Here is a 24,013-nt window from a genome sequence, read left to right on the forward strand (position 1 = left end):
TCGGCGTGACCGGCGGTGGCGAGGCTCCAGCGCCTACCTGTGTTGCAGGCGCAGTTCCGCGGCCTTCACGACGTTGGCGAGCAGCATCGCGCGGGTCATCGGGCCGACGCCGCCCGGGTTCGGCGAGAGGTGCCCGGCGACCTCGGCGACGGCGGGGTCGACGTCGCCGGTCAGCCTGCCCTTGCCGGTCTCCTCGTCCTGCACGCGCGTGATGCCGACGTCGAGCACGGCGGCGCCCGGCTTCACCCAGTCGGCCTGCACGAGGTGCGGCACGCCCACGGCCGCCACGACGATGTCGGCGCGTCGCACCTCCTCGGCGAGGTCGACGGTGCGCGAGTGCGTGAGCGTCACCGTGGCATCCAGGCCCTTGCGGGTGAACAGCAGGCCGAGCGGGCGACCCACGGTGAGACCGCGGCCGATGACGGTGACGTGCCGACCGCGGATGGGCACGTCGTACCGGCGCAGCATCTCGACGATGCCGGCCGGCGTGCACGGCAGCGGCGAGTGCAGGTCGCCCTCGATGCCGAGCACCAGCCGGCCGAGGTTCGTCGGGTGCAGGCCGTCGGCGTCCTTGTCGGGGTCGATGAGCTCGAGCATGGCGTTCTCGTCGTGGCCGGCGGGCAGCGGGAGCTGCATGATGTACCCGGTCACCTCGCGCGCCGAGTTGAGGTCGCGGATCGCGGTGCGCACGTCGGCCGTCGACGCCGACGTGGGCAGGTCGACGCGGATCGACTCGATGCCGACCTCGGCGCAGTCGCGGTGCTTGCCCGCGACGTAGGAGCGCGATCCGGGGTCGTCGCCGACGAGCAGCGTGCCGAGTCCCGGCACGACGCCGTGGGAGCGCAGGGCGGTGATGCGGGAGGCGAGCTCCTGCTTCACCGCGGCGGCGGTCGCGACGCCGTCGAGCGTGATGGCGGTCATGGTCTCTCCTCCTGGTGGCGACTCCGCGTTCAGAATTCAGAATCCGGTGTTCGGAATTCAGGAGCGCGGAGCGCGGGTGCGCTGGTCGCACCGGCGATTCGGTCAGTTCGGAACGACGCCGACCGCCGCGCTCCTGAATTCTGACCGCCACGCTCCCGAATTCCGAACGCCGCGCTCCTGAATTCCGACCGCCACGCTCCTGAATTCTGAACGGTGGCGGTGGGCTGGTGACTACTGCTGCAGGCCCGGGTACAGCGGGAACGCCGCCGTGAGGGCCTCGACGCGCGAACGGAGCGTCGGGACATCCGCCTCGCCCTTGAGCGCGAGGGCGATGATGTCGGCGACCTCGGTGAACTCGGCGTCGCCGAAGCCGCGGGTCGCGAGCGCCGGCGTGCCGATGCGCAGGCCCGAGGTGACCATCGGCGGGCGCGGGTCGAACGGCACGGCGTTGCGGTTCACGGTGATGAGCGCGTCGTGCAGCAGGTCCTCGGCCTGCTGGCCGTCGATCTTCGAGTTGCGCAGGTCGGCGAGCACGAGGTGCACGTCGGTGCCGCCCGTGAGCACGTCGACCCCCGCGGCGCGCGAGTCGTCGGCGTGGAGGCGCTCGGCGAGGATCTTCGCCCCGCGCAGCGTGCGCTCCTGACGGTCCCTGAAGTCGTCGGATGCCGCGATCTTGAACGCCGTGGCCTTCGCCGCGATGACGTGCATGAGCGGGCCGCCCTGCTGTCCGGGGAATACGTTGGAGTTGAGCTTCTTCGCGAGGTCGGCATCGCGCGAGAGGATGAAGCCCGACCGCGGGCCGCCGATCGTCTTGTGAACGGTCGACGAGACGACGTCGGCGTACGGCACGGGGTTCGGGTGCAGCCCCGCGGCCACGAGGCCCGCGAAGTGCGCCATGTCGACCCAGAGCTGCGCGCCGACCTCGTCGGCGATCTCGCGGAACGCGGCGAAGTCGAGGTGACGCGGGTAGGCCGACCAGCCGGCGATGATGACCTGCGGCGTGTGCTCGCGGGCCTTGTCGCGAACCACGTCCATGTCGACGAGGAACGTCTCGGGGTCGACGCCGTAGGACACGGCGTTGTAGAGCTTGCCCGAGAAGTTCAGCTTCATGCCGTGCGTGAGGTGACCGCCGTGCGAGAGCTCGAGGCCGAGGATGGTGTCGCCGGGCGTCGCGATCGCGCTCAGCACCGCGGCGTTGGCGGTGGCGCCCGAGTGCGGCTGCACGTTCGCGTACGCGGCGCCGAAGAGCGACTTGGCGCGCTCGATGGCGAGGCTCTCTGCGATGTCGACGTACTCGCAGCCACCGTAGTAGCGCCGGCCCGGGTACCCCTCGGCGTACTTGTTCGTGAGCACGGAGCCCTGGGACTGCAGCACCGACACGGGCACGAAGTTCTCGCTCGCGATCATCTCGAGGTACTCGCGCTGGCGTCCGAGCTCGAGCTCGAGCACCTGGGCGATCTCGGGATCGACCTCGGACAGCGGCTGGTTCATCACCGATTGCTGGGAAATGGCGGTTTCGGCCAAGACTGGCTCCTTCATGACATGCGGACCTGTTGGGTGCTGCCTGCTGCGACTCGCGCAGGGACATGCGTACCGGCCCAGGCGTACGGTCGGTCCGTGCCAGTCGCTCCCCGATGGTGACCATCTCAACGCCAGTCGCGACGCTCGCAAGCATAGCAACGGATGCCGCGATCCGCCCGACCGGGTCGGGTCGGTCGCAGACCGCGGCGGCGGCGGGAAGCAGCAGGCTCCGCTCCGCTGCGACCCACTTGGACCCTGCATGACGGCACCGCGCCATGGCAGGATGGGCTCGACCATGTTCGTAAGGATTCCTGCTCTATTACTCGTCGCGGCGGCCGTCGTCAGCGCAGCGAGCGCGTGCGGGTCGCCCGACAGAACGGAGACGCCGTGACCGGCATCGTCCCCGCGCCCACCTCGTTCGAGCTGCGCGGCGAGGACGCGCCGTTCCGGTTGACCGAGGACTCCCGCATCGTGGCGCGGGGCGGCGGCGCGGCGGCCGTCGCAGAGACATTCGCCGCGCGGGCCCGGGCGACCACGGGATTCGCGCTGCCGGTCGTCGGCGGTGAGCCCGCGGCATCCGACCTCGCGTTCGTGATCGCGGGCGGCGAGGCACCGGGCGGGGCGACCGAGGGCTACACGCTCGAGGCCGGCGCCGGCGGCGTGCGACTCGGCGCCGACACCGCCGAGGGGCTCTTCCGGGGCACGCAGTCGCTGCGGCAACTCCTGCCCGCCGAGATCGAGCGAGCGGATGCCCCGAGCACGCCCGCGGGCGGATGGACCGTGCCCGCGGCATCCGTCGCCGACGCCCCGCGCTTCGCCTATCGCGGCGTCATGCTCGACGTGGCACGCCACTTCTTCCCCGTCGAGGACGTGCTCGATCTCGTCGACCACATCGCGCTGCTGAAGTTCAACGTGCTGCACCTGCATCTCACCGACGACCAGGGCTGGCGGCTCGAGATCGAGTCGTGGCCCGAGCTCACCGGTACCGGCGCCTCGACCTCGGTGGGCGGCGACGGCGGCGGCTTCTACACGCGAGACGACTACCGCCGCATCGTCGCGTACGCGACCGAGCGCTTCGTCACGATCGTGCCCGAGATCGACCTGCCCGGTCACACGAACGCGGCGCTCAGCGCCTACCCCGAACTGAACTGCGACGGCGTGGCGCGTGCGCCGTACGAGGGCACCGAGGTCGCGTTCTCGTCGCTGTGCGCCTCGCCCGAGCGCGCCCAGGCGACCGACCGCTTCCTCGCCGACGTCACCCGCGAGGTCGCCGACCTCACGCCCGGCCCGTGGCTGCACCTCGGCGGCGACGAGTCGCTCGCGACGAGCCCCGCCGACTACCGCGACCTGGCGCGACGCATCGCCGCCGCCGGCGCGGCGACCGGCAAGACCGTCATCGGCTGGCACGAGCTGGGCGCGTCACCCGAGCTGCCGCCGGGCACGGTCGGCCAGTACTGGAGCTTCGTGGAGCCGGCGGCGGACGCCGCGGAGCTCACGCGCTCGATCGTCGACCAGGGCGGGAAGATCATCATGTCGCCGGCGGATGTCGCGTACCTCGACATGCAGTACGCCGATGATCGCCAGGGCCCACTCGGCCTCGACTGGGCGAAGGGCCCGACGACCATCGACGAGGCGTACCTGTGGGACCCTGCGGCGATCGTGCCCGGGGTCGGCGAGCACGAGATCCTCGGCGTGGAGGCGCCCGTGTGGACCGAGACGCTGGGCACGATGCCGGAGGTCGAGTTCATGCTGTTCCCCCGCGTCGCGGCGATCGCTGAGGTCGCCTGGTCACCCGCCGAGCGGCGCGACTTCGACGGGTTCCTCGACCGCGTCGCCGCGCTCGGGCGGCACCTCGATGCGCTCGGAGTCGAGTACCACCCCGTGCGCGGGGTGCCCTGGGCGGAGTGGGGCGCCGCGGCGGCATCCACTCGGCTACGTGACGCTGCCGGCCGTGAGGCCGCCCACGAGCCGCTTCTCGATGAGCATGAAGAGCACGACCACGGGGATGATCGCCACGATCGAGACGCCGAACACGTAGTGCCATGACGTCTCGTACTGGCCGACGAACTTCGTGAGGGCCACGGAGAGCGGCTGGTCGCCTGCGGTCGAGAGGATCACGAGCGAGGCCGCGAACTCGTTCCAGCACGCGACGAACGTGAACACGATCGCGGTCACGATGCCCGGCCACACGAGCGGCAGCATGATGCGGAACAGCACCGCGAGTCGCCCGGCACCGTCGATCTGGGCGGCCTCGTCGATCTCCTTGGGCACGCCGGCGAAGAACGAGTGCATGATCCACACCGCGAACGACAGGTTGAACGCTGCGGCGTCGTAGCCGGGGATCGAGCCCGTCATGACCTTGAGGATGGTCAGCGAGTTGAACACGTTGATGATGTTGATGAGCACCGCCACCGACAACGCGCCGCGCAGCTGCGGCAGGACGACGTCCCAGTAGGTGCGAGCGGGGCCGGCGCCGTCCATCTTCGCCGCCTCGAGCACGTCGCCCGGCACGGTGGCGAGGCCCGCGAGGATCGTGTAGGTCGTCGAGCTCGTCGGGGCGTACGCCGACGCCGTGCTCGGCAACATCACCCTCGACCTCGCGTTCATCGGCGTCATCGGCATCGACGCGATCGTCGGCCCGACGTCGCACGACGAGCGCGAGGCCGCCGTGAACGCGCTCATGGCATCGCGCGCGACGCAGGCCGTGCTCGTCGCCGACGCCTCGAAGATCGACAAGCGCGCATTCGCCGCAATCGGGCAACGCCGCCTGTTCTCGACCGTCATCACCGACGCGGCCGCCACCGACGACCAGCGACAGCGCCTCATCGACGGCGGGTACGACGTTATCGTTGCCGAGTGAGGATTCCTGCCACCGTCATCCACTCGGCGCGCGTCGTGAGCGGCCGAGACACGGTCACCGACGCATGGGTGCGCTTCGATGGCAGCCTCGTCGCCGCCCGGGGCATCGGCGAGGGCTGGCGGGAGGCACTGTCACCCGGCGACCAGGTGACGGATGCCGCGGGCCGCCACCTCGTCCCGGGGTTCATCGACCTGCACTGCCACGGTGCGGGCGGCGCATCCGTGGAAGAGGGCGACCAGGCCATCGACCGCGTCCTCGGGGTGCACAACGCGCACGGCACCACGCGCTCCGTGCTCTCGCTCGTGACGGCGCCCGTCGAGGCGCTCGCCGATCGGCTCGAGACCATCGGGCGGGTCGCGGCATCCGACCCGCGCGTGCTCGGCGCACACCTCGAGGGCCCGTTCCTCGACCACGAGTTCCGCGGCGCGCACGACCCAGCCCAGCTGCGCGACGCCGACGCGGCATCCGTCGACCGGCTGCTCGAGGCGGCGAACGGATGCCTCCGCCAGATCACCATCGCCCCCGAGCACCCGGGGGGGCGCGACGCGATCGCCCGGTTCGTCGACGCGGGCGTCGCGGTGGCCGTGGGCCACACGGGCGCCGACTTCGAGACGGCGCTCGCGGCGTTCGACTCCGGCGCGTCCATCCTCACGCACGCGTTCAACGGCATGCGCGGCATCCACCACCGGGCACCCGGGCCGGTCATCGCGGCCATGCACGCCGACCACGTGACGCTCGAGATCATCAACGACGGCGTGCACGTGCATCCCGACGTCGTGAGCCTCGCATTCTCCGGCGCGCCCGGGCGGCTGGCACTCATCACCGACGCGATGGCGGCGGCGGGCGCGGCCGACGGCGAGTACCTGCTCGGCTCGCTCGAGGTCATCGTGGCGGGCGGGGTCGCCCGGCTCCTCGCAGGCGGGTCGATCGCCGGCTCGACGCTCACGCAGGACGAGGCGCTGCGCCGCGCCGTCGTCGACAGCCGCATCCCGCTGGCGGATGCCGTGGGCGCGCTCACCGAGACGCCCGCCGCGGCCGTCGGCCGAGCTGCCGACCTCGGACGCCTCGACCCCGGGTACGCCGCCGACGCCGTGCTCCTCGGCGACGACCTGTCCGTCGACGCGGTGTGGGGCGCGGGCGCGCGGCTCGCCTGAGGAGACCGGGATGGAGCGGATCGGCGACAAGCTCCTGAGCTGGGCGTCCGTGCTCGATCCCGAGGCGCGCGACCAGGCGCTCGCGACGGCGTCGCTCGACATCGTGCACCCGTACGTCGCGCTCATGCCCGACGCGCATCCGGGCCTCGGCGCGACCGTGGGGTCGGTCATCCCGACCGTCGGCGCCGTGATCCCCGCGGCTGTCGGACTCGACATCGGGTGCGGCATGATCGCCGTGCGCACCCAGCTCGGCGCCGTCGATCTCCCCGCCGACCTGCGCGAACTGCGCGAACTGCGCGAACTGCGCGAGTCGATCGAGCGGGCGGTGCCGCTGTCGGCCGGACACTACAACGACGTCATCACGCCGTCGGCCGAGGCGCGCGTGCACGAGCTCGAGGCGCTGGCGGCCGACGCGGGATTCGATCCCTCCGATCCGACACGCAACTGGCGGCTCCAGCTGGGTTCGCTCGGCAGCGGCAACCACTTCATCGAGGTGAGCCTGGACGAGCACGACCGGGTATGGCTGTTCCTGCACACCGGGTCCCGCGGCGTCGGCAAGAACATCGCGGATCGGCACATCCGGATCGCGAGGAACGAGGCGACCGCGAGGCGGCTCGACCTTCCCAGCCGCGACCTCGCGTGGCTCGTGGAGGGCACCGCCGCGTTCGACGCCTACCTCGCCCAGATGCGCTGGGCGCAGCGGTTCGCGCTCCTCAACCGCGAAGAGATCATGGATCGCGTGGTGACGCAGGTCGGGCGCTGGGCGGACACGGGCATCGTCGAGGAGGAACGAATCAACTGCCATCACAACTTCACCCGGCGCGAACGGCACTTCGGCGAGGACGTGTGGCTCACGAGGAAGGGCGCGATCGACGCCGGTAGCGGCGTGCCCGGCCTCATCCCCGGTTCGATGGGCGCTCGCTCGTACGTCGTGGTCGGCAAGGGGAACGCACTCGCCCTGAACTCGGCGCCGCACGGCGCCGGCCGCGTGTACTCGCGCACCGCCGCGCGCCGAACCTTCACGGTCGAGCAGCTTCGCGAGGCGATGGCGGGCATCGAGTACCGTGACACCGCCGCCTTCCTCGACGAGATCCCCCAGGCGTACAAGCCCATCGACCGGGTCATGGCGGACTCGGTCGATCTCGTGGAGATCCGGCACACGCTCCGGCAGGTCGTCAACGTGAAGGCCGGGAACGGGCGCATCCATGACGCGCGTTCCGGAGAAATCTGCTGGAATGTCGGAAGATCCCGCGCCGTTTCGGTTGGTGCGCAGCGTGCCCGCTCAGGCGGGCACGCTGCGCACCAACGGAAACGGCCGACCGGGCGTCATGATCGGCATGTCTCCGCGTCTCCATTCATGAAGCCCGAACCCGAACCTGGAGGCGACGTGCCACCCCTGCGCACCGACCTGTCCGATGGCGCTCTCATCGAGCGCGCCCGTCGTGGCGACCGCGCCGCCTACGGCGAGCTCTGGCAGCGGCACGCGGCATCCGCCCGCACGGTGGCGCGCTCGTACAGCTCGCTCGACCCCGACGACCTGGTGGCCGAGTCGTTCACGAAGATCTACGATTCGATCCTCGCCGGCGGCGGACCGACGAGCGCCTTCCGGCCCTACCTGTTCACGACGCTGCGGAACACCGCCGCGAGCTGGGGGCGCGGCCGACGGGAGACGAACCTCGAGACGCTCGAGTCGTTCGAGGATCCCGCTTCGAGCGACGCCGCAACGCTCGACGCCCTCGATCGGTCGACGACCGCCCAGGCATTCCGCTCGCTGCCGACCAGATGGCAGGAGGTGCTCTGGTACTCCGAGGTCGAAGGCATGGGACCGCAGCAGATCGCCCCGCTCGTGGGCATGAGCGCGAACGCCACGGCGGCACTCGCGTACCGCGCGCGCGAGGGCCTGCGGCAGGCGTGGATCCGGGCGCACCTGCGCAACGCCGAGGCCGAGCCCGAGTGCCGGTGGACCATCGACCGGCTCGGCGGCTACACGCGCGGCAAGCTCCGCGCGCGCGACACCGCCAAGGTCGAGGCGCACCTCGACGACTGCGCGCGATGCACGATCGTCGCGGCGGAGGCACGCGAGGTGGGATCCCGCCTCGCGCTCGTGCTCCTGCCGCTCTCGGCCGGGGTCGGGGGCGCGACGGCGTACTCGGCGTGGCTGTCGCAGGGCGCGCCCGCAGTCGACGTCGCCATGGGTGCGACCGGGCTCCCGGCGGTGCTCGCCGGCGTGCCGGAAGTCGCCGGCGGGGCCGGGGGTGGGGCGACCGGGGGTGGGGCGACCGGGGGTGGGGCGACCGGGGGTGGGGCGACCGGGGGTGGGGCCGCTGGCGGCACGGCGACCGGCGGCTCAGCGACCGGCAGCACGGCGGCCGGCAGTGGCACGGCCGGGAGTTCGCTCGGCATCAGCGGCATCGCCGTTGGCGCGGGCGTCGGCACGCTCGTGGTCGCCGCGGCTGCGCTCGCGGTGTTCATCGCGGTGCCGAACCTCAACGCCGCGAACGAGGCCCCGCCCGCGGTGGTCGCCGAGCCTGCCATCGATGCGGCGCCCGCCCCCGTGCCTGCGCCCATTCCGGCGCCGATCGCGCCACCGGCCGTGCCGGATGCGTCGGTCGACGTCGACATCCCGGTCGAACCCGTCGCGCCGGGGCCGCCCGCACCACCGCCCGTGCAGCCCGTCCCGGCTCCCCCGCCCGTGCCGGTCGATGACGGCCTGCCCGCCCCGTCGTTCTCGGCCGACACCGCAGGCGGACTCGTCGACCCGCTCCTCACCGGCACGGCCAGGGCCGGCGCGAGCCTCGTGGTCACGGCCGACGACGACCGCACGTGGACGACGACCGCCGATGCGGCGGGCGCCTGGAGTCTGGTCGCCAATGACCTGCCGGCTGGCACCACGATGCTCACGGCGACGCAGGCGGATGCCACGGGCGAGGTCTCGCCCGTGGCAGAACCGGTCGCCGTCGACCTCGTCACCCCGGCGCTCGCGCTGCGCCGGAGCGGCCACCTCGTGTGGCATGCGACGTTCACGGGCGTGCCCGGCGCGAGCGTCGAAGTGCTCCTCGGCGATTCGTCCCTCGCCATCGTCGAACTCGACGATTCGGGGTCCGCGAAGGCCGTCGCGCTCACCGGCGACGACGAACTCGCCGACGCGCTCGTGCGCTACACCGCCGGCGGACGCACCGGGCCCACCGCCGGGGCGGTCGTCGAGCCCGGCTGACGCGTCGCACCGAACGCCTCGCGTGCGAGCCCGATCATCAGGAGGGCCAACACAGCCGCGTACGCGAACGGCAGGGCGGCCACGCCCAGGCGGTCGAACAGCACCGCGCCGAGGAGCGCGCCACCGCCGATGCCGATGTTGAACGCCGTCGTGTAGAGCGCGCTCGCGGCGTCCCGATGGCCAGCGGGCGCCACCCGCAGCAGCCGCGTCTGCAGGAGCGGCGGGATCGCCCCGAATGCGACGCCCCACACCGCGAAGGCGACGATCGACGGCCACGCGCCGGGTGCGAGTCCGAGCACGACCAGCGACGCCGAGACGAGCCCCATCGCGATCACGAGCGCCCGCATCGGACGAGCGGCGAGCCGTGAGCCGGCGAGGGCCAGCCCGGCCGCCCCCGCAACGCCGTAGACGAAGAGCAGCGGACCCACGGCGCCGACGTCGAGGCCGACGACCTCGGTGATGAGGGGCGCGACGTAGGTGAACACGGCGTACTGGCCGAGCATCGTGACGGCGGTCACGGCGCTGACGAGCAGCACGGGTCCGAGCGCCACGTCGCCGCGGCGGAACCGCGACGCCGTCTCGCCGTGTTCCCCGAGCACGGGCGGGAGGAATCGCCAGACCAGGAGCCCGCCGACGAGCGTGAGCGCTCCGACGATGGCGAACACCGGCCGCCATCCGATGACGTGGCCGAGCATGGTCGTCGCGGGGACGCCGGCCACGAGGGCGAGCGTGCCGCCGCCGAGCGTGACCGAGACGGCGCGACCGATCTGCTGGTCGGGCACGAGCCGCGCTGCGTACGCGGCCACGAGCGCCCAGAACAGGCCGTGCGCAATGCCGCCCACGACACGGATCGCCACGAGCATCCAGTACTCGGGCACGAGCGCCGAGGCGAGCGTCGTCAGGCCGAGGACCGCGAGCACGGCGACCAGGAGGCCGTGCCGCGGCATCCGGCTCGTGAGGGCCGTGAGCGGCGTCGACGTGACCACGACGGCGAACGCGAACGCGGACACGAGGAGCCCGACGAACGGCTCCGCGACGCCGAGGCCCTCGCTCATGCCGGGAAGGAGCCCGGTGGGCAGCATCTCGATCGTGATGGACAGGAAGACCCCGGCGGCCAGCACGACGAGGCCGGGCCAGGGCAGACGAGGTGCGCGCACGCTCACGGATTCGGTGACGGACATTGTGGATGTCTCTCCGACGGCGTTCCCCTGCGGGTGCGTTCACCGCGCGGGTCGGCTACGCGCTCGTGTGCGCGCCCAGGGCCGTGCGTCGTCCGCCGACCACGGACCAGTCTACCCGACGCAGTACTCTGGGCGGATGACCACGGCTGCCCCGCCCGCGCACCTGTTCCACTGGGTCGTGACGCTCAGCTGCATCGACGGGCCCGGCATCGTGCACGCGGTCAGCGGCGCCATCGTCGCCGCCCGCGGCAACATCACCGAGAGCCAGCAGTTCGCGAGCCACGACACGGGCCGGTTCTTCATGCGCATCCAGGTCGAGTCGCCGGCGGGCCGGTCGGAATTCGAGGCGGCGCTCGCGCCCGTGGCCATGCGCTGGGACATGACGTGGCACCTCGACGAGGTGGGGCGGTCGCTGCGCACGCTCGTGCTCGCCTCAACGGCGGGGCACTGCGTGAACGACCTGCTGTTCCGCCAGCACGCAGGCCAGCTGCCGATCGAGATCCCGCTGGTGCTCTCGAACCACGGCACGCTGCGCGACCTCGTCGACTTCTACGGGGTGCCGTTCGAATCCCTCGCGGTGACGGATGCCGCATCGAAGGCGGCGTTCGAACGACGCGTGCTCGAGGCGGTCGAGGAGTTCGACATCGAGCTGGTGGTGCTCGCCCGGTACATGCAGATCCTCACGCCCGAGCTGTGCGACGCGCTCGCCGGACGCTGCATCAACATCCACCACTCGTTCCTGCCCGGCTTCAAGGGCGCGAACCCGTACCGGCAGGCGCACGCGCGCGGCGTGAAGCTCATCGGCGCGACCGCGCACTTCGTGACGAGCGACCTCGACGAGGGACCGATCATCGAGCAGAACGTCGTGCGAGTGGACCACTCGCGCTCCGTCGCCGAACTCGTCGCGATCGGACAGGACGAGGAGAGCCGCACGCTTTCGCAGGCCGTGAAGTGGTTCGCCGAGCGGCGCGTGCTCCTCGACGGCGCGCGCACGATCATCTTCCGCTGAAGCGGCAGCTAGGCTGGGAAGCCGTGAGCACCACCCAGCCGAACGAGTCCCTGCCGAAGGTCGGGCCGAACGACGTCCTCCGATTCCTCCTCGAGCTGTTCGCCTTCGCCAGCCTCGGGATCTGGGGCTTCGCCGCCTTCCCCCTGCCGTGGCCCGGGGTGCTCATCGGCCTCGGCGCACCCGCCCTGGCGATCCTGCTGTGGGCCCTCTTCGTATCGCCCAAGGCCGTGTTCCGCATCGACGTGTTCGGCAAGGCGCTCGTGGAGATCGCGGTGTTCTCGGCCGCGGCCATCGGATGGTGGATGCTCGGGCAGCCGGTCGTGGCGGTGGTGTTCGCGATCGTCGCGGCGGTGAGCGGCATCATCAACGGGCGCAAGCAACTCGCGGACTGAACGGCGGATGCGAGCCCTCCGCGGCCGGCCGTGGTCAGCGGGTGAGCGTCGGCACCGGCCCGGCGGCATCCGCCTCCACGTCGTCGGCGTGCGCCGCCAGCGCGTCGGGCTCGGCGCCGCCCGCGGTGCGGAAGTGGCCGATGAACGAGAGCAGGACGCCGCCGACGGCCCATGCCACGAGCACGAGCCACGGGAACGTCGTGTCGGCGTCTGGGAAGTACGACAGGTCGCGCAGGAGCGTCGCCGCGGCGCCCGGCGGGAACCACTGGCCGACCGCGCCCCACGGCTCGAGCAGGAACTCGACGGGCACCGCCGCCGCGGAGATCGGGTTGGCGACGAGGATGAACGTGACCACACCGAGCGCGATGCCCGGCCGCCCCATGAGGGCGGCGAACCCCGTGATCGGCGCGGCGATCGCCGCGATCGCGAGCGCGATGGCGCCGGCGTTCAGCCAGTAGTCGCCCTGCAGCACGCCGTACCAGCCCTGCAGGATGCCGGCGAGCGCGAGCCCCGCGACCGTGGAGTACACGGCCACCGCGACGACCCGGCGCACCGCGCCGATCACGAGCAACGTCAGGGCGATGCCGCCGGCCAGGCCGCCGAGCACGAGCGGGAAGATCGCGGCCACGAGCCCGGTGCCGCGCGGGTCGGAGTCGGCGAGCGGTACGACGTCGGTGACCTCGACGGTGATCTGCGGGATCTCGGGAGCCGCGCCGGGCGACCCGGCCCCCGGCCCCGTCTGCCCGGCGGGCGGCGCCTGGCCCGCGACCAGCGCCTGGATCGTGGCGGAGGCCCGCTCGAGCGCCGCCTGCACCTGCGCGTCGACCTGCGCGTCGATCTGGTCCTGGAGCTGCGCGGCGAGGCCCGTGAGCAGCTGGGCCACTGCGGGGCTCGCCGCAGTGGCGATGAGCACCTCGGGGGCGTCGGTGGGCGCGTCGCCGAGGATGATCGCACCGTACGCCTCGCGCCGCTCGATCGCTGCGACCGCCGCGTCGCGGTCGTCGACCCGCTCGAGGGCGACGGCCCCCTCGGCCCGCTCATCGACGGCGGTCTCGACCTGCTCGACCGCCGCGTCGGTGCCGCTGATCGCGACGGGGAGGTCCTTCGGCTCCGAGGTGATCGCGGGCCAGGAGAACGCGAGCACGATGACAGCGACGACTGCCGCAATCAGGGTCGCGGCGCCGAACACGCGCCCGTACGGCGTGTGCGGCGGACGGGTGGTGGAGCGGCGGGATGTGGCGCCGGCGCGGGCGGAGCTGGTCATGACGACTCCCTGATCGCGTGATTCGCAAGAAAAACGAACCTTCGTTCTTTATACTGGAACGCGATCCTATGCATGTCAAGAACGTTCATTCTGTTTGGGGGTCCGATGCCGAAGGTGACCGAGGCGTATCGTGAGGCGCGGCGCGACGAGATCATCGGCGCCGCGCTGCGCTGCTTCTCGACCCGCGGATTCCAGCGCACCTCGATGGCCGACATCATCGCCGAGTCCGGCCTGTCGGCCGGCGCGATCTATGGCCACTTCGCGGGCAAGAAGGAGCTGTTCTCGGCGGTCGCCACGCGCATCCTCACCGCCCGCCGGAGCGAGCTGCAGGCTCGTCGGCGGGAGGGGCCGCCGCTGTCACCCGGGCAGGTGATGGCGACGCTCATCGACGGGATGCGTCGCGAGCCGTTCAGCGGCGTGCTGATCCAGCTATGGGCCGAGGCCGCCATCGACAAGGAGATGCGCGAGCCCGTCCACGAGGTCCTGGCCTTCGTGCGCGAGACGGTGCGCGCCGCCTTCGCCGAATGGGCCGCCGCCGAGCCCGGGCGGGTCGACAGCGATCCCCGGGAGTGGGCCGCCCGCCTCACACCCGTGGCCCTGGGCCTCATGCCGGGATTCATGGTGCAGCGAGCCATCGCGGCCGACTTCGACGAGGACGCCTACCTCGCCATGCTCGCCGAGGCGCTCCCCCACTGATCCGGGTCCGCCGGGCGCCGGCTCAGATGCCCTGCCAGCGAGGCTTGTTCGACCACGCGTGCCGGTAGTAGGCGAGGTTCACCAGCTCCGACGCCGCGGCCTCGTCGACCACGACCGTCGCGTGCGGGTGCAGCTGGATCGCCGAGCCGGGCTGGCTCGCCGTCACCGGGCCCTCGACCGCTGCCGCCACCGCATGCGCCTTCGCCTCGCCGAACGCGAGCAGCACGAGGTGCCTCGCCCGCAGGATGGTGCCGATCCCCTGCGTGATGCAGTGCATCGGCACGTCGTCGGGTGCGTCGAAGAAGCGGGCGTTGTCGGCGCGGGTGCGCTCGGTGAGGGTCTTCACGCGCGTGAGGGAGGCGAGCGACGAGCCCGGCTCGTTGAAGCCGATGTGACCCGTGCGTCCGATGCCGAGGATCTGCAGGTCGACGCCGCCCGCCGCGCCGATGGCCGCCTCGTAGTCGGCACCGGCATGCTCGATCGACGCCGGATCGCCGTTCGGCACGCGCACGAGTTCGGGCGTGAGACCGAGCGGCTCCACCACCTCGCGCGTGATCACGGCACGATAGCTCTCGGGGTGACCGGCCGGTAGCCCCACGTACTCGTCGAGCGCGAATCCACGCACCCCGCGCACGTCGATCGACTCGTCGGCGATGCGGTCCGCGAGGGCGCGGTAGGTCGCGAGCGGCGTCGAACCCGTCGCGAGGCCGAGCACGGCGTCGGGCTTGGAACGGATGAGGGACACGATCGCGTCCGCGACGAGGCGGCCCGCGGCCTCCTCATCGCCGACGATCACGACTTCGGCCATGGCGGTTCTCCTACGAGAGCGGCACCGACGGCGGCCGCCGGGAATCCGAGTGGGATGACCCGCACCCGCGACGCGAGGTCGAGCGAGGCGAGGAAGGCCGATTCGGCGGCCCACCCGTTCAGGATACGACGGGTGCCGTCGCCGAGCCGGTCACCGAGCGCCGAGAGCCCACCGCCGATGACCACCTCGTCGACGTCGGTCGCGAGCACGAGGAGACGCACGGCGGCCGCGACGCCCGCGAGGAAGCGGTCACGTGCGTCCACCGCTCGTCCGTCGCCCGCCGTCGCGGCTGCGAACAACGCTCGCGCGGGCTCCGGGTCGGCCGTCGGCCACATCCGTGCGACCGCCGAGCCCGAGGCGACGGTCTCGAGGCATCCGCGCTGGCCGCACGCACAGGTGACGCCCGACGGGTCGACCGGGACGTGCCCGATCTCGCCCGCCACGCCGTGCCCGCCCCGCAGCAGCCGCCCGCCGATCACGATGCCCGCGGCGAGGCCGGTGCCGAGGTTCAGGTACGCCATGGAGTGCGCAGCGACGCCGTCGGCCGCGCCGAGCAGGTGGTGCGCACCGAGTGCGGCAGCCTTCACGTCGTTCTCCACGCGCACCTCGACACCGAGTCGATCCGCGAGCCGCGGTCCGAGGTCGAGCCCCTCGAGGCCGAGGTTCACGGCGTGCGTCACCAGGCCGGTCGCGGCGTCGACCGTGCCGGGGATGCCGATGCCGATCGAAGAGATCGCGGATGCCTCGACGCCCTCGATCCGGGTCATCCGCTCGACCGTTCGCAGCGCGGTCTCGACCACCGCCTCCGCGCCGAAACCCGTCGGCATGCGCACCTCGCCGCTCACCGCGCCGTCGTCGCCGATCGCGACGGCGGCCGTCTTGGTGCCGCCGATGTCGATGCCGAGCCTCACGTCGCCTCCACCGCGGCGAGCGCCACCGACCGGCCGACGAACGCGATCAGGGCCTCGCCCACGAGGCGGGAGGCACCGAAGGTGGCGACGTCCGCGAGGGCGCGGTCGTCGGAGGGCCAGCCCATGTCGACCGTCACGACGTCGTCGCGCGCCGCGCGCAGGGCCGCCACCGCGGCAACGGCGAACGGATGCCGGTGCAGGTCCTTGCCGACGACGAGCACGGCGCCATCCAGCGACGAGGGATCGGGAAGCGGCGCCTTGGCCGAGACGGTGACGAGCCGCGCGGCGTCGAGCCAGGTCGTGGCCCGGGTCGCCGCAAACGCGGCGAACGGCCCCCACGGGGCGGACCCGATCGCGATGTTCGCCACGGTGTCGATGCGGACGACGGTGCCGATCCGCGGCGCCGCCGCGAGGCGGGTGCGCGCGGCATCCGTCGCCTCGAACGCCCCTGCGACGCGGCCCAGGTCGACCGCGCCGTTCCGTGGTTCCACGACGGCGGGCGAGGTCGGCACGGCGGGCGCCGTCGCAGCGAGCGCGCGCACCCGGCCCGCGGCCTCGCGCACGCGGTCGACGGCGGCCCGGCCGGTCGCGATCGCACCCTCGATGGCCGCGACGATGCCGTCGAGCTCGTCGTCGGTCGTGTCGCTGCCGAGGCAGAGCAGGTCGCAGCCGGCGATGAGGGCGCGCACGGCCGCCTCCGGGATGCCGTGCACGCCGCTCGCCCCGTGCATGTCGAGGGCGTCGGTCACGACGACGCCCCCGAAGCCGAGCTCGTCGCGGAGCAGATCCTGCACGAGACGCGGCGAGAGCGTGGCCGGCTGCTCCGCGTCGAGCCGGGGCAGCAGGATGTGGCTCGTCATGATCGTGCGCGTGCCCGCGGCGACGGCCGCGCGGAACGGCACGAGCTCGCGTGTGCGGAGCGTTTCGAGCGGCACGTCGACCACCGGCAGCGCCAGGTGCGAGTCGGCGGCGGTGTCGCCGTGGCCCGGGAAGTGCTTCGCGCTCGCCGCGACGCCCGTGCCCTGGAGTCCACGCACCCAGGCCGCGGCATGCCGTCCGGCGAGCCCGGGATCGGCCCCGAAGCTCCGCACGCCGATCACGGGATTGTCGGGATTCGAGTTCACGTCGACGTCGGGTGCGAAGGCGAGGGTGCAGCCCGTCGCCGCGAGCGCCTCGCCCACGGCCCGCGCGACGCGTTCGGTGAGGGCGACGTCGTCGATGCGGCCGAGCAGCGCGTTGCCCGGGTAGGGCGCACCGACGTCGTGGAAGAGGCGCGTGACGTCGCCGCCCTCCTCGTCGATCGCGACGACGGCAAGCGGATTCGCGGCCCGCAGCGACGCGTTCAGCGCGCGCAGCTGCTCGGCGCCCGCGATGTTGCGCCCGAACACGCAGACCCCGCCGAGGCCGTCGGCGAGCCGGCGCAGGAGCCACTCGGGCGCCTCGGTGCCCGCGAATCCCGGGAGCAGGGTCGTGAGGATGTCCCGGCGCAGGTCGGCACCCGCACCGGTCGTGGCCGCGTCGCTCATCCCTTGACGGCCCCGCTCACGAGTCCGCTGGTCATCCGGCCCTGCACCACGAGGAAGAACACGATGACGGGAACGGCCATGAGCGTGGATCCCGCCATGAGCCCAGCCCAGTTGGTCGTGCCGTTGGCGACGAGGAAGGTGCGCAGCCACACCGGCAACGTCATCATCTCGGGCCGCGCATTGAGCACGAGCGCCATGATGAACTCGTTCCACGCCTGGATGAACCCGAACACGCCGGTCGCGACGAGCCCGGGAGCGAGCAGCGGGAACGTCACCCGCCAGAAGGCGCCGGCCCTGGAGCATCCGTCGATCATCGCAGCCTCCTCGAGCTCGACCGGTACACCGTTCACGAAGCCGCGCAGGGTCCAGATCGTGAAGGGCAGCACGGTCGCCACGTACACGAGGGTGAGGCCCACGATGGTGTTGAGCAGGTGCCAGCCGTCGATCACCCGGAAGATCGAGACGATCATCGCCTCGCCCGGGATCATCTGCACGACGAGGATCGTGATGATGAAGGCGCGGCGGCTCGCGAAGCGGAACCGCGTCACGGCGACCGAGGCGAGGAACGCGAACACGAGCGCGATGACGACCGTGAGGATCGTCACGGTGAGCGAGTTTCCCGCCGCCGGGAGGAACGGGGTGCGGCCGGGATCGAACAGGACCGTCTCGTAGTTGCGCAGCGTGAGGTTGTCGGGCCAGAAATGCAGGTCGGAGCCGCGGATCTCGTTGTTCGGCTGGAGCGACGTGTTCACCATCCAGTAGACGGGGAAGACGAAGAACGCGAAGAGCACGACCGAGACGGCGCTGTACGCGACGGTCGCGAGCCGGGCGCGGGTCACAGTTCCTCCTCCTTGGCGAGGTGGCGGATGTAGAAGACCGAGATCGACATGAGCAGGATCGCGGTGATGACGGCGGTCGCGCCGCCGTGGCCGAAGTCGCCGCCGGCGATGGAGGTCTGGTAGATGTACACGCCGAGGGTGCTGGTGAGGGCCCGGATGCCGCCGATGTCCTGCAGTGCGAAGATCTGCGTGAAGACCCGCAGGTCCCAGATGATCTGCAGGATCGTCACGATGAGGAAGATCGGCTTGAGGTACGGGAACACGATGAGCCGGAACCGTGCGACACCGCCGGCGCCGTCGAGCTGTGCGGCCTCGAGCACCTCGTCGGGCACCTGGGTGAGGCCCGCGTAGAGCGTGAACGCGACGAACGGCACCGCGCCCCACACGATGATGAGGCCGGCCACGACGAAGAAGCTCAGCGGGTCGATCAGCCAGGAGTGCTGGAAGTACTCCGCCAGGCCGAACCAGTTCACGAGCACGTGATTGACGACGCCGTAGGCCGTGTCGAACATCCAGCCCCAGACGACCGTGGCGGTGAGCGCGGGCATGGCCCACGCGAGGAGCATGCCGATCGAGAGCAGGATGCGGAAGAACTTCGTCAGCCGCGTCATCATGAGCGCGACGAGCGTGCCGAACAGCATCGTGGTGACGACGCAGGCGGCGGCGAAGGCGAGGCTGCGCAGGAGCACCCCGTGGAAGACGGGGTCGGTGAGGACGTCGGCGTAGTTCTCGAACCACACCCAAGCGGGCGGTGCGCCGAACACCTGCGCGCGACCGAACTCCTGGAACGAGGTGACGACGAGCTGCACGAGCGGCCAGCCGACGATGAGCGCGAGGACGATGAGCGCCGGCGTGAGAAGCGCATACGGTGTGAGCCCGCCCCGGCGGGAGCGGGAGCGGCTCGCCCGCGTCGGCCGCGGAGGTGTCGGGCGCCGGCCCTCGCCGGCGCCCGGCGCCAGGTCGGGGCCGGCGGTGTCGACCGTGGTCATGGAGGTGCTCCTGGGTATCGGGATCAGGATCGAGGGAGGGCGGGCGCAGAACTCGGCCCGCCCTCCGGTCGGTCGGGTGGCTCGGTCAGCGGTTGAGGATCGCTTCGATCTCCTCATCTGCCGCCTCGGCCAGGGCCTGGACGTCGCCGCCCTGTGCGACCTTGACGAAGAGGTCCTGCAGGATGCCGGCCGCCTCGACGTCGGCCCACTTCGGCGAGGCCGGGGTGAGCTTCGCGTTCCCGGCGGCGGCGGCGATGGCCTGCGCGACCTCGTCGGTGCCGACGGTGTCGGCGAGCGAGAGCTTCGCCGGGACGAGTCCGTTCTCACCGTAGATCGTCTGGAACCCGTCGGAGAGGATGATCTTCAGCGCGTCCACGGCGAGCTCGGGGTGCGTCGACTTCGCCGACACGCCGATGTTCGAGCCGCCCGCGAAGACCTGGGCGGCACCGCCGTCGATGCCCGGCAGTGCGTACACGCCGAGGTTCTCCTCCTGGTCGGGGCATCCGGGCGCTTCGGCGTCGGCCGGCGCGAGGATCGACCACTTGACCCAGCTCGGCGCCGACAACTGCAGCGTCGTGCCGTCGCAGAAGCCGACCTCGGGGCTGGTCTCGTTGGCATCCTTGGGAGCCCGCGACGCATTCGTCATCACCTGCTGCACCTGCTCGAGTCCGGCGACCGACTCGGGGCCGGAGAGCTGCGCGTCCCACTCCTCGCCGTCGGGAACGGCGACCTCGCCGCCGTTCTCCCAGATGTACGGGAGCGCGTTGTACCAGTCCTGGCCGGGCCACCAGATGCCCGACTTCCCCGGGTTCGCGGCCGCGAGCGCCTCGCCGTTCGCGATGTACTCGTCGAGCGTCGTCGGAACCGAGAGGCCGGCCGCGGCGAGGGCGTCCTTCTTGTAGAAGACGAGACGCGAACCCGAATAGAGCGGTGCCGCGTAGAACCGGTCGTCGTACGAACCCGCCTCGACGAACCCGGGCAGGAGATCGTCGCCGCCGAGCTCGTCGTAGAACTCGGTGAGGTCGAGGAACGCTCCGGCCGACGTGAACGCCGAGGCCTGCGTGTTGCCGACCTCCACGACGTCGGGGCTGTCGGAGCCCGACAGGCTCGTCGTCAGCCGGTCGACGAGCCCGTCCCAGGACTGCTCCTCGATGACGAGGGTCGAGCCGGGATGCTCCTCCTCGAAGGTCTCCACCAGGTACTCGCGCGCGGCGTCGGGCGTGTCGATGCCGACCAGCCAGACGCGGATCTCCGCGCCCTCCTCCGGGGCGGCCTCGCCGCCGGAGGCGCAACCGGCGAGGGTGAGCGCAGCAGCGGCGCCGAGCGCCACGATGCCGAGTTTCCTCATTGTCGTTTCCTTTCCTGGGTTGAAGGAGACAGCGGGGGTTCGCTGTGCCCTTGGTGCGTGGAATCCCTCACGAGACCCCGAGTTGTCCGGACAGGACCATCACGGCCGCGCCGCGGAGCACGATGTCCTCCGCCTGCTCGGTCATCCGGAGCCTCAGATCCCGGCCGAGCTCGGCCATCGTCCGCATCCGGAGCGTCTCGACGGTCGCTTCGTGCAGCGGTCCGTCGAGGAGTTCGGCGGGGCCGCTGAGGACGACCTCCGACAGGTTGAGCGCGCCGACGACCGGAGCGAGCACGATGCCGAGCCGTCGGCCGGCCTCGGCGAGGATGCGTTCGCGAGCGGATGCCGCATCCGGCGCGTCGGGGTCGAGCGCGTCGAGCTGGGTGGTCAGCCGAGGCACGGCGAGCCACGCCTCGAGACATCCGTGCCGCCCGCACGCGCAGCGCGGACCGCCGTCGGTGCCGACCACGACGTGGCCGATCTCGCCGGCGGCGAACCCGCCGCCCACGACGGGTCGTCCGCCGATGATGAGGCCGGCGCCGACGCCGTGGCCGATCTTCACGAGCAGCAGGTCGTCGCGATCCGTGGCGCCGTGCTCGGCGAGCACCGCGACGTTGGCGTCGTTGGCGACGTGCACGGGCAGCCCGAACTCCGTCGCGAGTCGCTCCTGCAGGTCGAGGTCCGCCCAGCCGAGGTTCGGCGCCGAGCGCACGGTCCCGCCCTGATCGACGACACCGGGCGATCCGACGCCGATGCCGAGCACGGGCGTCCCGGTGCGGGCGAGGAGGCCGCGCACCAGCTCGACGACCAGCCCGACCGCCCGCTCCCCCGTCGCATCCGCGCGATCCACCTCGGCACGCGCGACGATGCCGCCGTCGAGGTCGACGATCGCACCGAGGAACCGCCGGTGCCCGGAGAGGTCGACCCCGATGATCCGGAACGCGTCGCGGTCGACGTCGAGGAGCGTGGCCGGTTTGCCGGGGCGGGCCTCCCCACGCTGGCCCAGCTCGACCACGACGCCATCGGCGATGAGTTCGGCGACGAGGTCGGAGACGGTGACGCGGGTCAGTCCGGTCGCACGTGCGACGTCTGCGCGGCTCTGCGCGCCCGCCGAGTAGAGCGTCTGCAGCACGAGGGCGCGGTTGTGCGTGCGGGCGTGCTCGGGCAGGACCTTGCCGACGGGCCGGAGCTCGCGCGGACGCGAAAGGGGCGGCGTGCCGCCGCCCGACTGCGCGCGGGCCGGCGCCGGCGCGTCGTGGCCGAGGCCCATGGGAGCGGTGGCCCCCGCGGTGGTGCCTCGCTGCGCTTCCGTCGTCACATTGGTTAGTAAACCTTACGAACAAACTCGACGCAAGCGTTCGGCCGGATTTCGCCGGCTCGTTACCGAGCCGTGACCGAGTGGATTCGACGCCGCGGCGAACCGGGTTCAGCGCGAGGCGACGGAAGCCGGCGACGGCGAGGCCGCCGCCGCGGCGGCGGCGTCACGCCGTCCGCCGATGGCGCGCAGGGCCGCGAGGATCGTGGCGAGGTCGACGACCTCCTGCAGGAGCGCCCCGGCCGTCGCCGGGATGAGACCGAACGCGGCGACGATCATGAGTCCGACGCTCACGGCGATGCCGAGCCAGATGCTCTGCAGCGCGATGCGCACCGTGTCGCGTCCGATCTCGACGGCCTTGGCCGTGCGCGACACGTCGTCGACGAGGATGACCGCGTCCGCCGACTCGCTGGCCGCCGTCGCACCGCGCGCGCCCATCGCGATCCCGACGTCGGCGGCGGCGAGCACGGGAGCGTCATTGACCCCGTCCCCCACCATGATCACGGGGCGCTCGGGAACCTCCGCGACCTCGCGCACCTTGTCGGCGGGCAGGCACTCGGCGCGCACGCGCTCGATGCCGAGCTCGGCGGCGATGTGATCCGCGGTCGCCTGCCCGTCGCCCGTGAGCATCATCGTGTGGGTGACGCCGAGCGCGTTCAGGCGGGCGAGGGTGTCACGCGCATTGTCGCGGAGCCGGTCCCGTGCCAGCAGCGCACCCGCAAACGCGCCGTCGACGGCGACGTACACGGCGAGCTCGCCGGGCGCGATGTCGGTGCGCCGCGCATCCGGTGCGTGGTCGAGTACGTACGCGTACTTGCCGACCACGACCTCGCGGCCGCCGATGCGTGCCACGACGCCGTTGGTGGCGGCCTCGCGCGCCGTCTCGGCTTCGGTGAGGCGCAGCCCGCGGCCGGCCGCCGCGTCGATCATCGACGCGGCGAGCACGTGCGACGAGTACTGCTCGGCGGATGCCACGAGCGCCAGCAGCCCGTCGGCGTCGAAGCCCGGCTCGGGTCGGATCGCGACGACTTCGGGCTCGCCGTGCGTGAGGGTGCCCGTCTTGTCGAACACGGCGGTGCGCACCTTCGCCAACTGCTCAAGCACGCCGCCGCCCTTGACGATGATGCCGTTGCGGGCGGCTCGGCTCATGCCGCCGATGAACGCGACGGGCGCGGCGATGAGCAGCGGGCACGGCGTGGCGAGCACGAGCACCTCGGCGAAGCGCACGGGGTCGCCCGAGAGCCACCACGCGACCCCGCCGAGCAGCAGCGAGAACACCGTGAACGGCACGGCGTAGCGATCGGCCAGCCGCACGACGGGCGCCTTGCTCGCGGCCGCCCCCGCGACGAGCGCCACGATCTGCTGGTACTGGCTGTCGGCGGCGGTCGCGGTGGCGGTCATCTCGACGGCGAGGTGCCCGTTGACCGAGCCGCTCAGCAGTTCGTCGCCGGCGCGCTTCTCGACGGGCATGCTCTCGCCCGTGATGGACGACTGGTCCATCGACGTCTCCGCCGACCGCAGCGTGCCGTCGACCGGCACGATCTCGCTCGGTCGCACGAGCAGCACGTCGCCTGGTCGCACCTCGTCGATGGCCACGTCGACGAAGTGGTCGTCGACGATGCGGTGCGCGTACTGCGGCGCACGCGCGAGGAGCGCGTCGAGCTCGCGCTTCGCCCGGCGGCCGGCGTAGTCCTCGAGCGCCTCGCCGCCCGTGAGCATGAGCACGACGATGAGGGCGGCGATGTACTCCCCCACGACCACCGTCGCCACGATGGCGGTGACCGCCAGGACGTCGAGGCCCCAGTGCCCGCGCAGGATGTCGCGAATCATGCCGACGGCCTGCCAGGCGGCGACGGCGAGCGCGTAGACGCCGAACAGCCACGGAACCGCTGCGCCCGCGCCGGTGAGGGCGAGCACGATGCCGGTCAGGCCGACCCCGAGCGTGAGCGTGACGACCCAGTACCGCCGGGCGACCCTCACCACACGTCCCATGCGTCCATCCTCCCCCGGATGCGGAGTCGTCGTGACCGCCCTGCGGCCGCCCGGCGGGAACGACGACGGGCCG

The 24,013-nt window shown here is 72.1% G+C and carries 19 protein-coding genes, 2 pseudogenes and 1 riboswitch; of the genes and pseudogenes, 8 read left to right on the forward strand and 13 right to left on the reverse strand.

Features of this window, described 5'->3' with window-relative positions:
* Positions 1-33 precede the first annotated feature (33 nt).
* Positions 34-921 (reverse strand): bifunctional methylenetetrahydrofolate dehydrogenase/methenyltetrahydrofolate cyclohydrolase, encoded by an 888-nt coding sequence (locus IEX31_RS06155; RefSeq protein WP_188742568.1) that lies wholly within the window; start codon positions 919-921, stop codon positions 34-36.
* A 231-nt stretch (positions 922-1,152) separates the two neighbouring features.
* Complete coding sequence (gene glyA / locus IEX31_RS06160) at positions 1,153-2,412, reverse strand: serine hydroxymethyltransferase (RefSeq protein WP_188742569.1); 1,260 nt, start codon at positions 2,410-2,412, stop codon at positions 1,153-1,155.
* Positions 2,413-2,510: 98 nt separating this feature from the next.
* Positions 2,511-2,591, reverse strand: a riboswitch (ZMP/ZTP riboswitch).
* 238 nt (positions 2,592-2,829) lie between these two features.
* Between glyA and IEX31_RS06165 the strand changes: the two genes are divergently transcribed.
* On the forward strand, positions 2,830-4,488 hold the full coding sequence (locus tag IEX31_RS06165; RefSeq protein ID WP_229662144.1) for a beta-N-acetylhexosaminidase: 1,659 nt from the start codon (positions 2,830-2,832) through the stop codon (positions 4,486-4,488).
* Here the strand turns inward: IEX31_RS06165 and IEX31_RS18750 are convergent.
* Positions 4,375-4,986 (reverse strand): annotated as a pseudogene (locus IEX31_RS18750) (carbohydrate ABC transporter permease); the annotation flags it as partial. The gene IEX31_RS06165 and the pseudogene IEX31_RS18750 sit on opposite strands and share 114 nt — an antisense overlap.
* Positions 4,987-5,014: 28 nt before the next feature.
* Here IEX31_RS18750 and IEX31_RS06180 point away from each other — a divergent pair.
* The 4 genes and pseudogenes from IEX31_RS06180 to IEX31_RS18760 all read left to right on the forward strand — a co-directional run bounded on the left by IEX31_RS06180 (position 5,015) and on the right by IEX31_RS18760 (position 9,670).
* On the forward strand, positions 5,015-5,302 hold the full coding sequence (locus IEX31_RS06180; RefSeq protein WP_188742571.1) for a DeoR/GlpR family DNA-binding transcription regulator: 288 nt from the start codon (positions 5,015-5,017) through the stop codon (positions 5,300-5,302).
* The gene (locus tag IEX31_RS06185) at positions 5,299-6,456 is read left to right on the forward strand and encodes an N-acetylglucosamine-6-phosphate deacetylase (protein WP_373285504.1); all 1,158 of its coding nucleotides are present in this window, start codon (positions 5,299-5,301) and stop codon (positions 6,454-6,456) included. The genes IEX31_RS06180 and IEX31_RS06185 overlap by 4 nt, the downstream gene beginning before the upstream one ends.
* 10 nt (positions 6,457-6,466) lie before the next feature.
* Positions 6,467-7,642: pseudogene (locus IEX31_RS18755) on the forward strand (RtcB family protein); the annotation flags it as partial.
* Between the two features lie 171 nt (positions 7,643-7,813).
* A complete protein-coding gene (locus tag IEX31_RS18760; protein WP_229662153.1) occupies positions 7,814-9,670 on the forward strand; it encodes a sigma-70 family RNA polymerase sigma factor in 1,857 nt (618 codons plus the stop codon).
* Here the strand turns inward: IEX31_RS18760 and IEX31_RS06195 are convergent.
* Entirely contained in the window at positions 9,613-10,851 is a 1,239-nt protein-coding gene (locus tag IEX31_RS06195) for an MFS transporter (RefSeq protein ID WP_188742573.1), read from the reverse strand. The genes IEX31_RS18760 and IEX31_RS06195 overlap by 58 nt on opposite strands.
* Before the next feature lie 136 nt (positions 10,852-10,987).
* On the opposite strand from IEX31_RS06195, the gene purU reads away from it, so the two are divergent.
* Both purU and IEX31_RS06205 read left to right on the forward strand, forming a co-directional pair.
* Positions 10,988-11,860 (forward strand): formyltetrahydrofolate deformylase, encoded by an 873-nt coding sequence (gene purU, locus IEX31_RS06200; RefSeq protein ID WP_188742574.1) that lies wholly within the window; start codon positions 10,988-10,990, stop codon positions 11,858-11,860.
* A 23-nt stretch (positions 11,861-11,883) separates the two neighbouring features.
* Complete coding sequence (locus tag IEX31_RS06205; RefSeq protein ID WP_188742575.1) at positions 11,884-12,252, forward strand: YrdB family protein; 369 nt, start codon at positions 11,884-11,886, stop codon at positions 12,250-12,252.
* Between the two features lie 34 nt (positions 12,253-12,286).
* Here the strand turns inward: IEX31_RS06205 and IEX31_RS06210 are convergent, their stop codons facing one another.
* The gene (locus tag IEX31_RS06210; protein WP_188742576.1) at positions 12,287-13,516 is read right to left on the reverse strand and encodes a hypothetical protein; all 1,230 of its coding nucleotides are present in this window, start codon (positions 13,514-13,516) and stop codon (positions 12,287-12,289) included.
* 105 nt (positions 13,517-13,621) lie between these two features.
* On the opposite strand from IEX31_RS06210, the gene IEX31_RS06215 reads away from it, so the two are divergent.
* Complete coding sequence (locus tag IEX31_RS06215) at positions 13,622-14,212, forward strand: TetR/AcrR family transcriptional regulator (RefSeq protein WP_188742577.1); 591 nt, start codon at positions 13,622-13,624, stop codon at positions 14,210-14,212.
* A 22-nt stretch (positions 14,213-14,234) separates the two neighbouring features.
* Here the strand turns inward: IEX31_RS06215 and nagB are convergent, their stop codons facing one another.
* The 8 genes from nagB to IEX31_RS06255 form a co-directional block, all read right to left on the reverse strand.
* The gene (gene nagB / locus IEX31_RS06220) at positions 14,235-15,020 is read right to left on the reverse strand and encodes a glucosamine-6-phosphate deaminase (protein WP_188742578.1); all 786 of its coding nucleotides are present in this window, start codon (positions 15,018-15,020) and stop codon (positions 14,235-14,237) included.
* On the reverse strand, positions 15,005-15,931 hold the full coding sequence (locus tag IEX31_RS06225; protein WP_188742579.1) for an ROK family protein: 927 nt from the start codon (positions 15,929-15,931) through the stop codon (positions 15,005-15,007). The genes nagB and IEX31_RS06225 overlap by 16 nt, the downstream gene beginning before the upstream one ends.
* Positions 15,928-17,457 (reverse strand): glycoside hydrolase family 3 protein, encoded by a 1,530-nt coding sequence (locus IEX31_RS06230; protein ID WP_188742580.1) that lies wholly within the window; start codon positions 17,455-17,457, stop codon positions 15,928-15,930. Before IEX31_RS06230 ends, IEX31_RS06225 begins: the two co-directional genes overlap by 4 nt.
* Positions 17,454-18,296, reverse strand: a complete 843-nt coding sequence (locus IEX31_RS06235; protein WP_229662146.1) for a carbohydrate ABC transporter permease — start codon at positions 18,294-18,296, stop codon at positions 17,454-17,456. The genes IEX31_RS06230 and IEX31_RS06235 overlap by 4 nt, the downstream gene beginning before the upstream one ends.
* Positions 18,293-19,285, reverse strand: a complete 993-nt coding sequence (locus tag IEX31_RS06240; protein WP_188742581.1) for a carbohydrate ABC transporter permease — start codon at positions 19,283-19,285, stop codon at positions 18,293-18,295. Before IEX31_RS06240 ends, IEX31_RS06235 begins: the two co-directional genes overlap by 4 nt.
* A gap of 85 nt (positions 19,286-19,370) precedes the next feature.
* Positions 19,371-20,633: an extracellular solute-binding protein gene (locus tag IEX31_RS06245; RefSeq protein WP_188742582.1), complete on the reverse strand. Its 1,263-nt coding sequence runs from the start codon at positions 20,631-20,633 to the stop codon at positions 19,371-19,373.
* A 67-nt stretch (positions 20,634-20,700) separates the two neighbouring features.
* Positions 20,701-21,903, reverse strand: a complete 1,203-nt coding sequence (locus tag IEX31_RS06250) for an ROK family transcriptional regulator (RefSeq protein WP_188742648.1) — start codon at positions 21,901-21,903, stop codon at positions 20,701-20,703.
* 156 nt (positions 21,904-22,059) lie between these two features.
* Positions 22,060-23,940, reverse strand: a complete 1,881-nt coding sequence (locus tag IEX31_RS06255; protein WP_188742583.1) for a heavy metal translocating P-type ATPase — start codon at positions 23,938-23,940, stop codon at positions 22,060-22,062.
* Positions 23,941-24,013: the final 73 nt, after the last annotated feature.

Origin of the sequence: Agromyces bauzanensis, from assembly GCF_014645655.1 — a bacterium.
GTDB classification, from domain to species: Bacteria; Actinomycetota; Actinomycetes; order Actinomycetales; family Microbacteriaceae; genus Agromyces; species Agromyces bauzanensis.

What these genes read in the sequence shown, in the direction of transcription:
- IEX31_RS06155 (WP_188742568.1), bottom strand. Translation starts at nt 921, where the DNA reads ATGACCGCCATCACGCTCGACGGCGTCGCGACCGCCGCCGCGGTGAAG.
- glyA (WP_188742569.1), bottom strand. Translation starts at nt 2,412, where the DNA reads ATGAACCAGCCGCTGTCCGAGGTCGATCCCGAGATCGCCCAGGTGCTC.
- IEX31_RS18760 (WP_229662153.1), top strand. Translation starts at nt 7,814, where the DNA reads ATGAAGCCCGAACCCGAACCTGGAGGCGACGTGCCACCCCTGCGCACC.
- IEX31_RS06195 (WP_188742573.1), bottom strand. Translation starts at nt 10,851, where the DNA reads ATGTCCGTCACCGAATCCGTGAGCGTGCGCGCACCTCGTCTGCCCTGG.
- purU (WP_188742574.1), top strand. Translation starts at nt 10,988, where the DNA reads ATGACCACGGCTGCCCCGCCCGCGCACCTGTTCCACTGGGTCGTGACG.
- IEX31_RS06210 (WP_188742576.1), bottom strand. Translation starts at nt 13,516, where the DNA reads ATGACCAGCTCCGCCCGCGCCGGCGCCACATCCCGCCGCTCCACCACC.
- IEX31_RS06215 (WP_188742577.1), top strand. Translation starts at nt 13,622, where the DNA reads ATGCCGAAGGTGACCGAGGCGTATCGTGAGGCGCGGCGCGACGAGATC.
- nagB (WP_188742578.1), bottom strand. Translation starts at nt 15,020, where the DNA reads ATGGCCGAAGTCGTGATCGTCGGCGATGAGGAGGCCGCGGGCCGCCTC.
- IEX31_RS06230 (WP_188742580.1), bottom strand. Translation starts at nt 17,457, where the DNA reads ATGAGCGACGCGGCCACGACCGGTGCGGGTGCCGACCTGCGCCGGGAC.
- IEX31_RS06240 (WP_188742581.1), bottom strand. Translation starts at nt 19,285, where the DNA reads ATGACCACGGTCGACACCGCCGGCCCCGACCTGGCGCCGGGCGCCGGC.
- IEX31_RS06245 (WP_188742582.1), bottom strand. Translation starts at nt 20,633, where the DNA reads ATGAGGAAACTCGGCATCGTGGCGCTCGGCGCCGCTGCTGCGCTCACC.
- IEX31_RS06250 (WP_188742648.1), bottom strand. Translation starts at nt 21,903, where the DNA reads ATGGGCCTCGGCCACGACGCGCCGGCGCCGGCCCGCGCGCAGTCGGGC.
- IEX31_RS06255 (WP_188742583.1), bottom strand. Translation starts at nt 23,940, where the DNA reads ATGGGACGTGTGGTGAGGGTCGCCCGGCGGTACTGGGTCGTCACGCTC.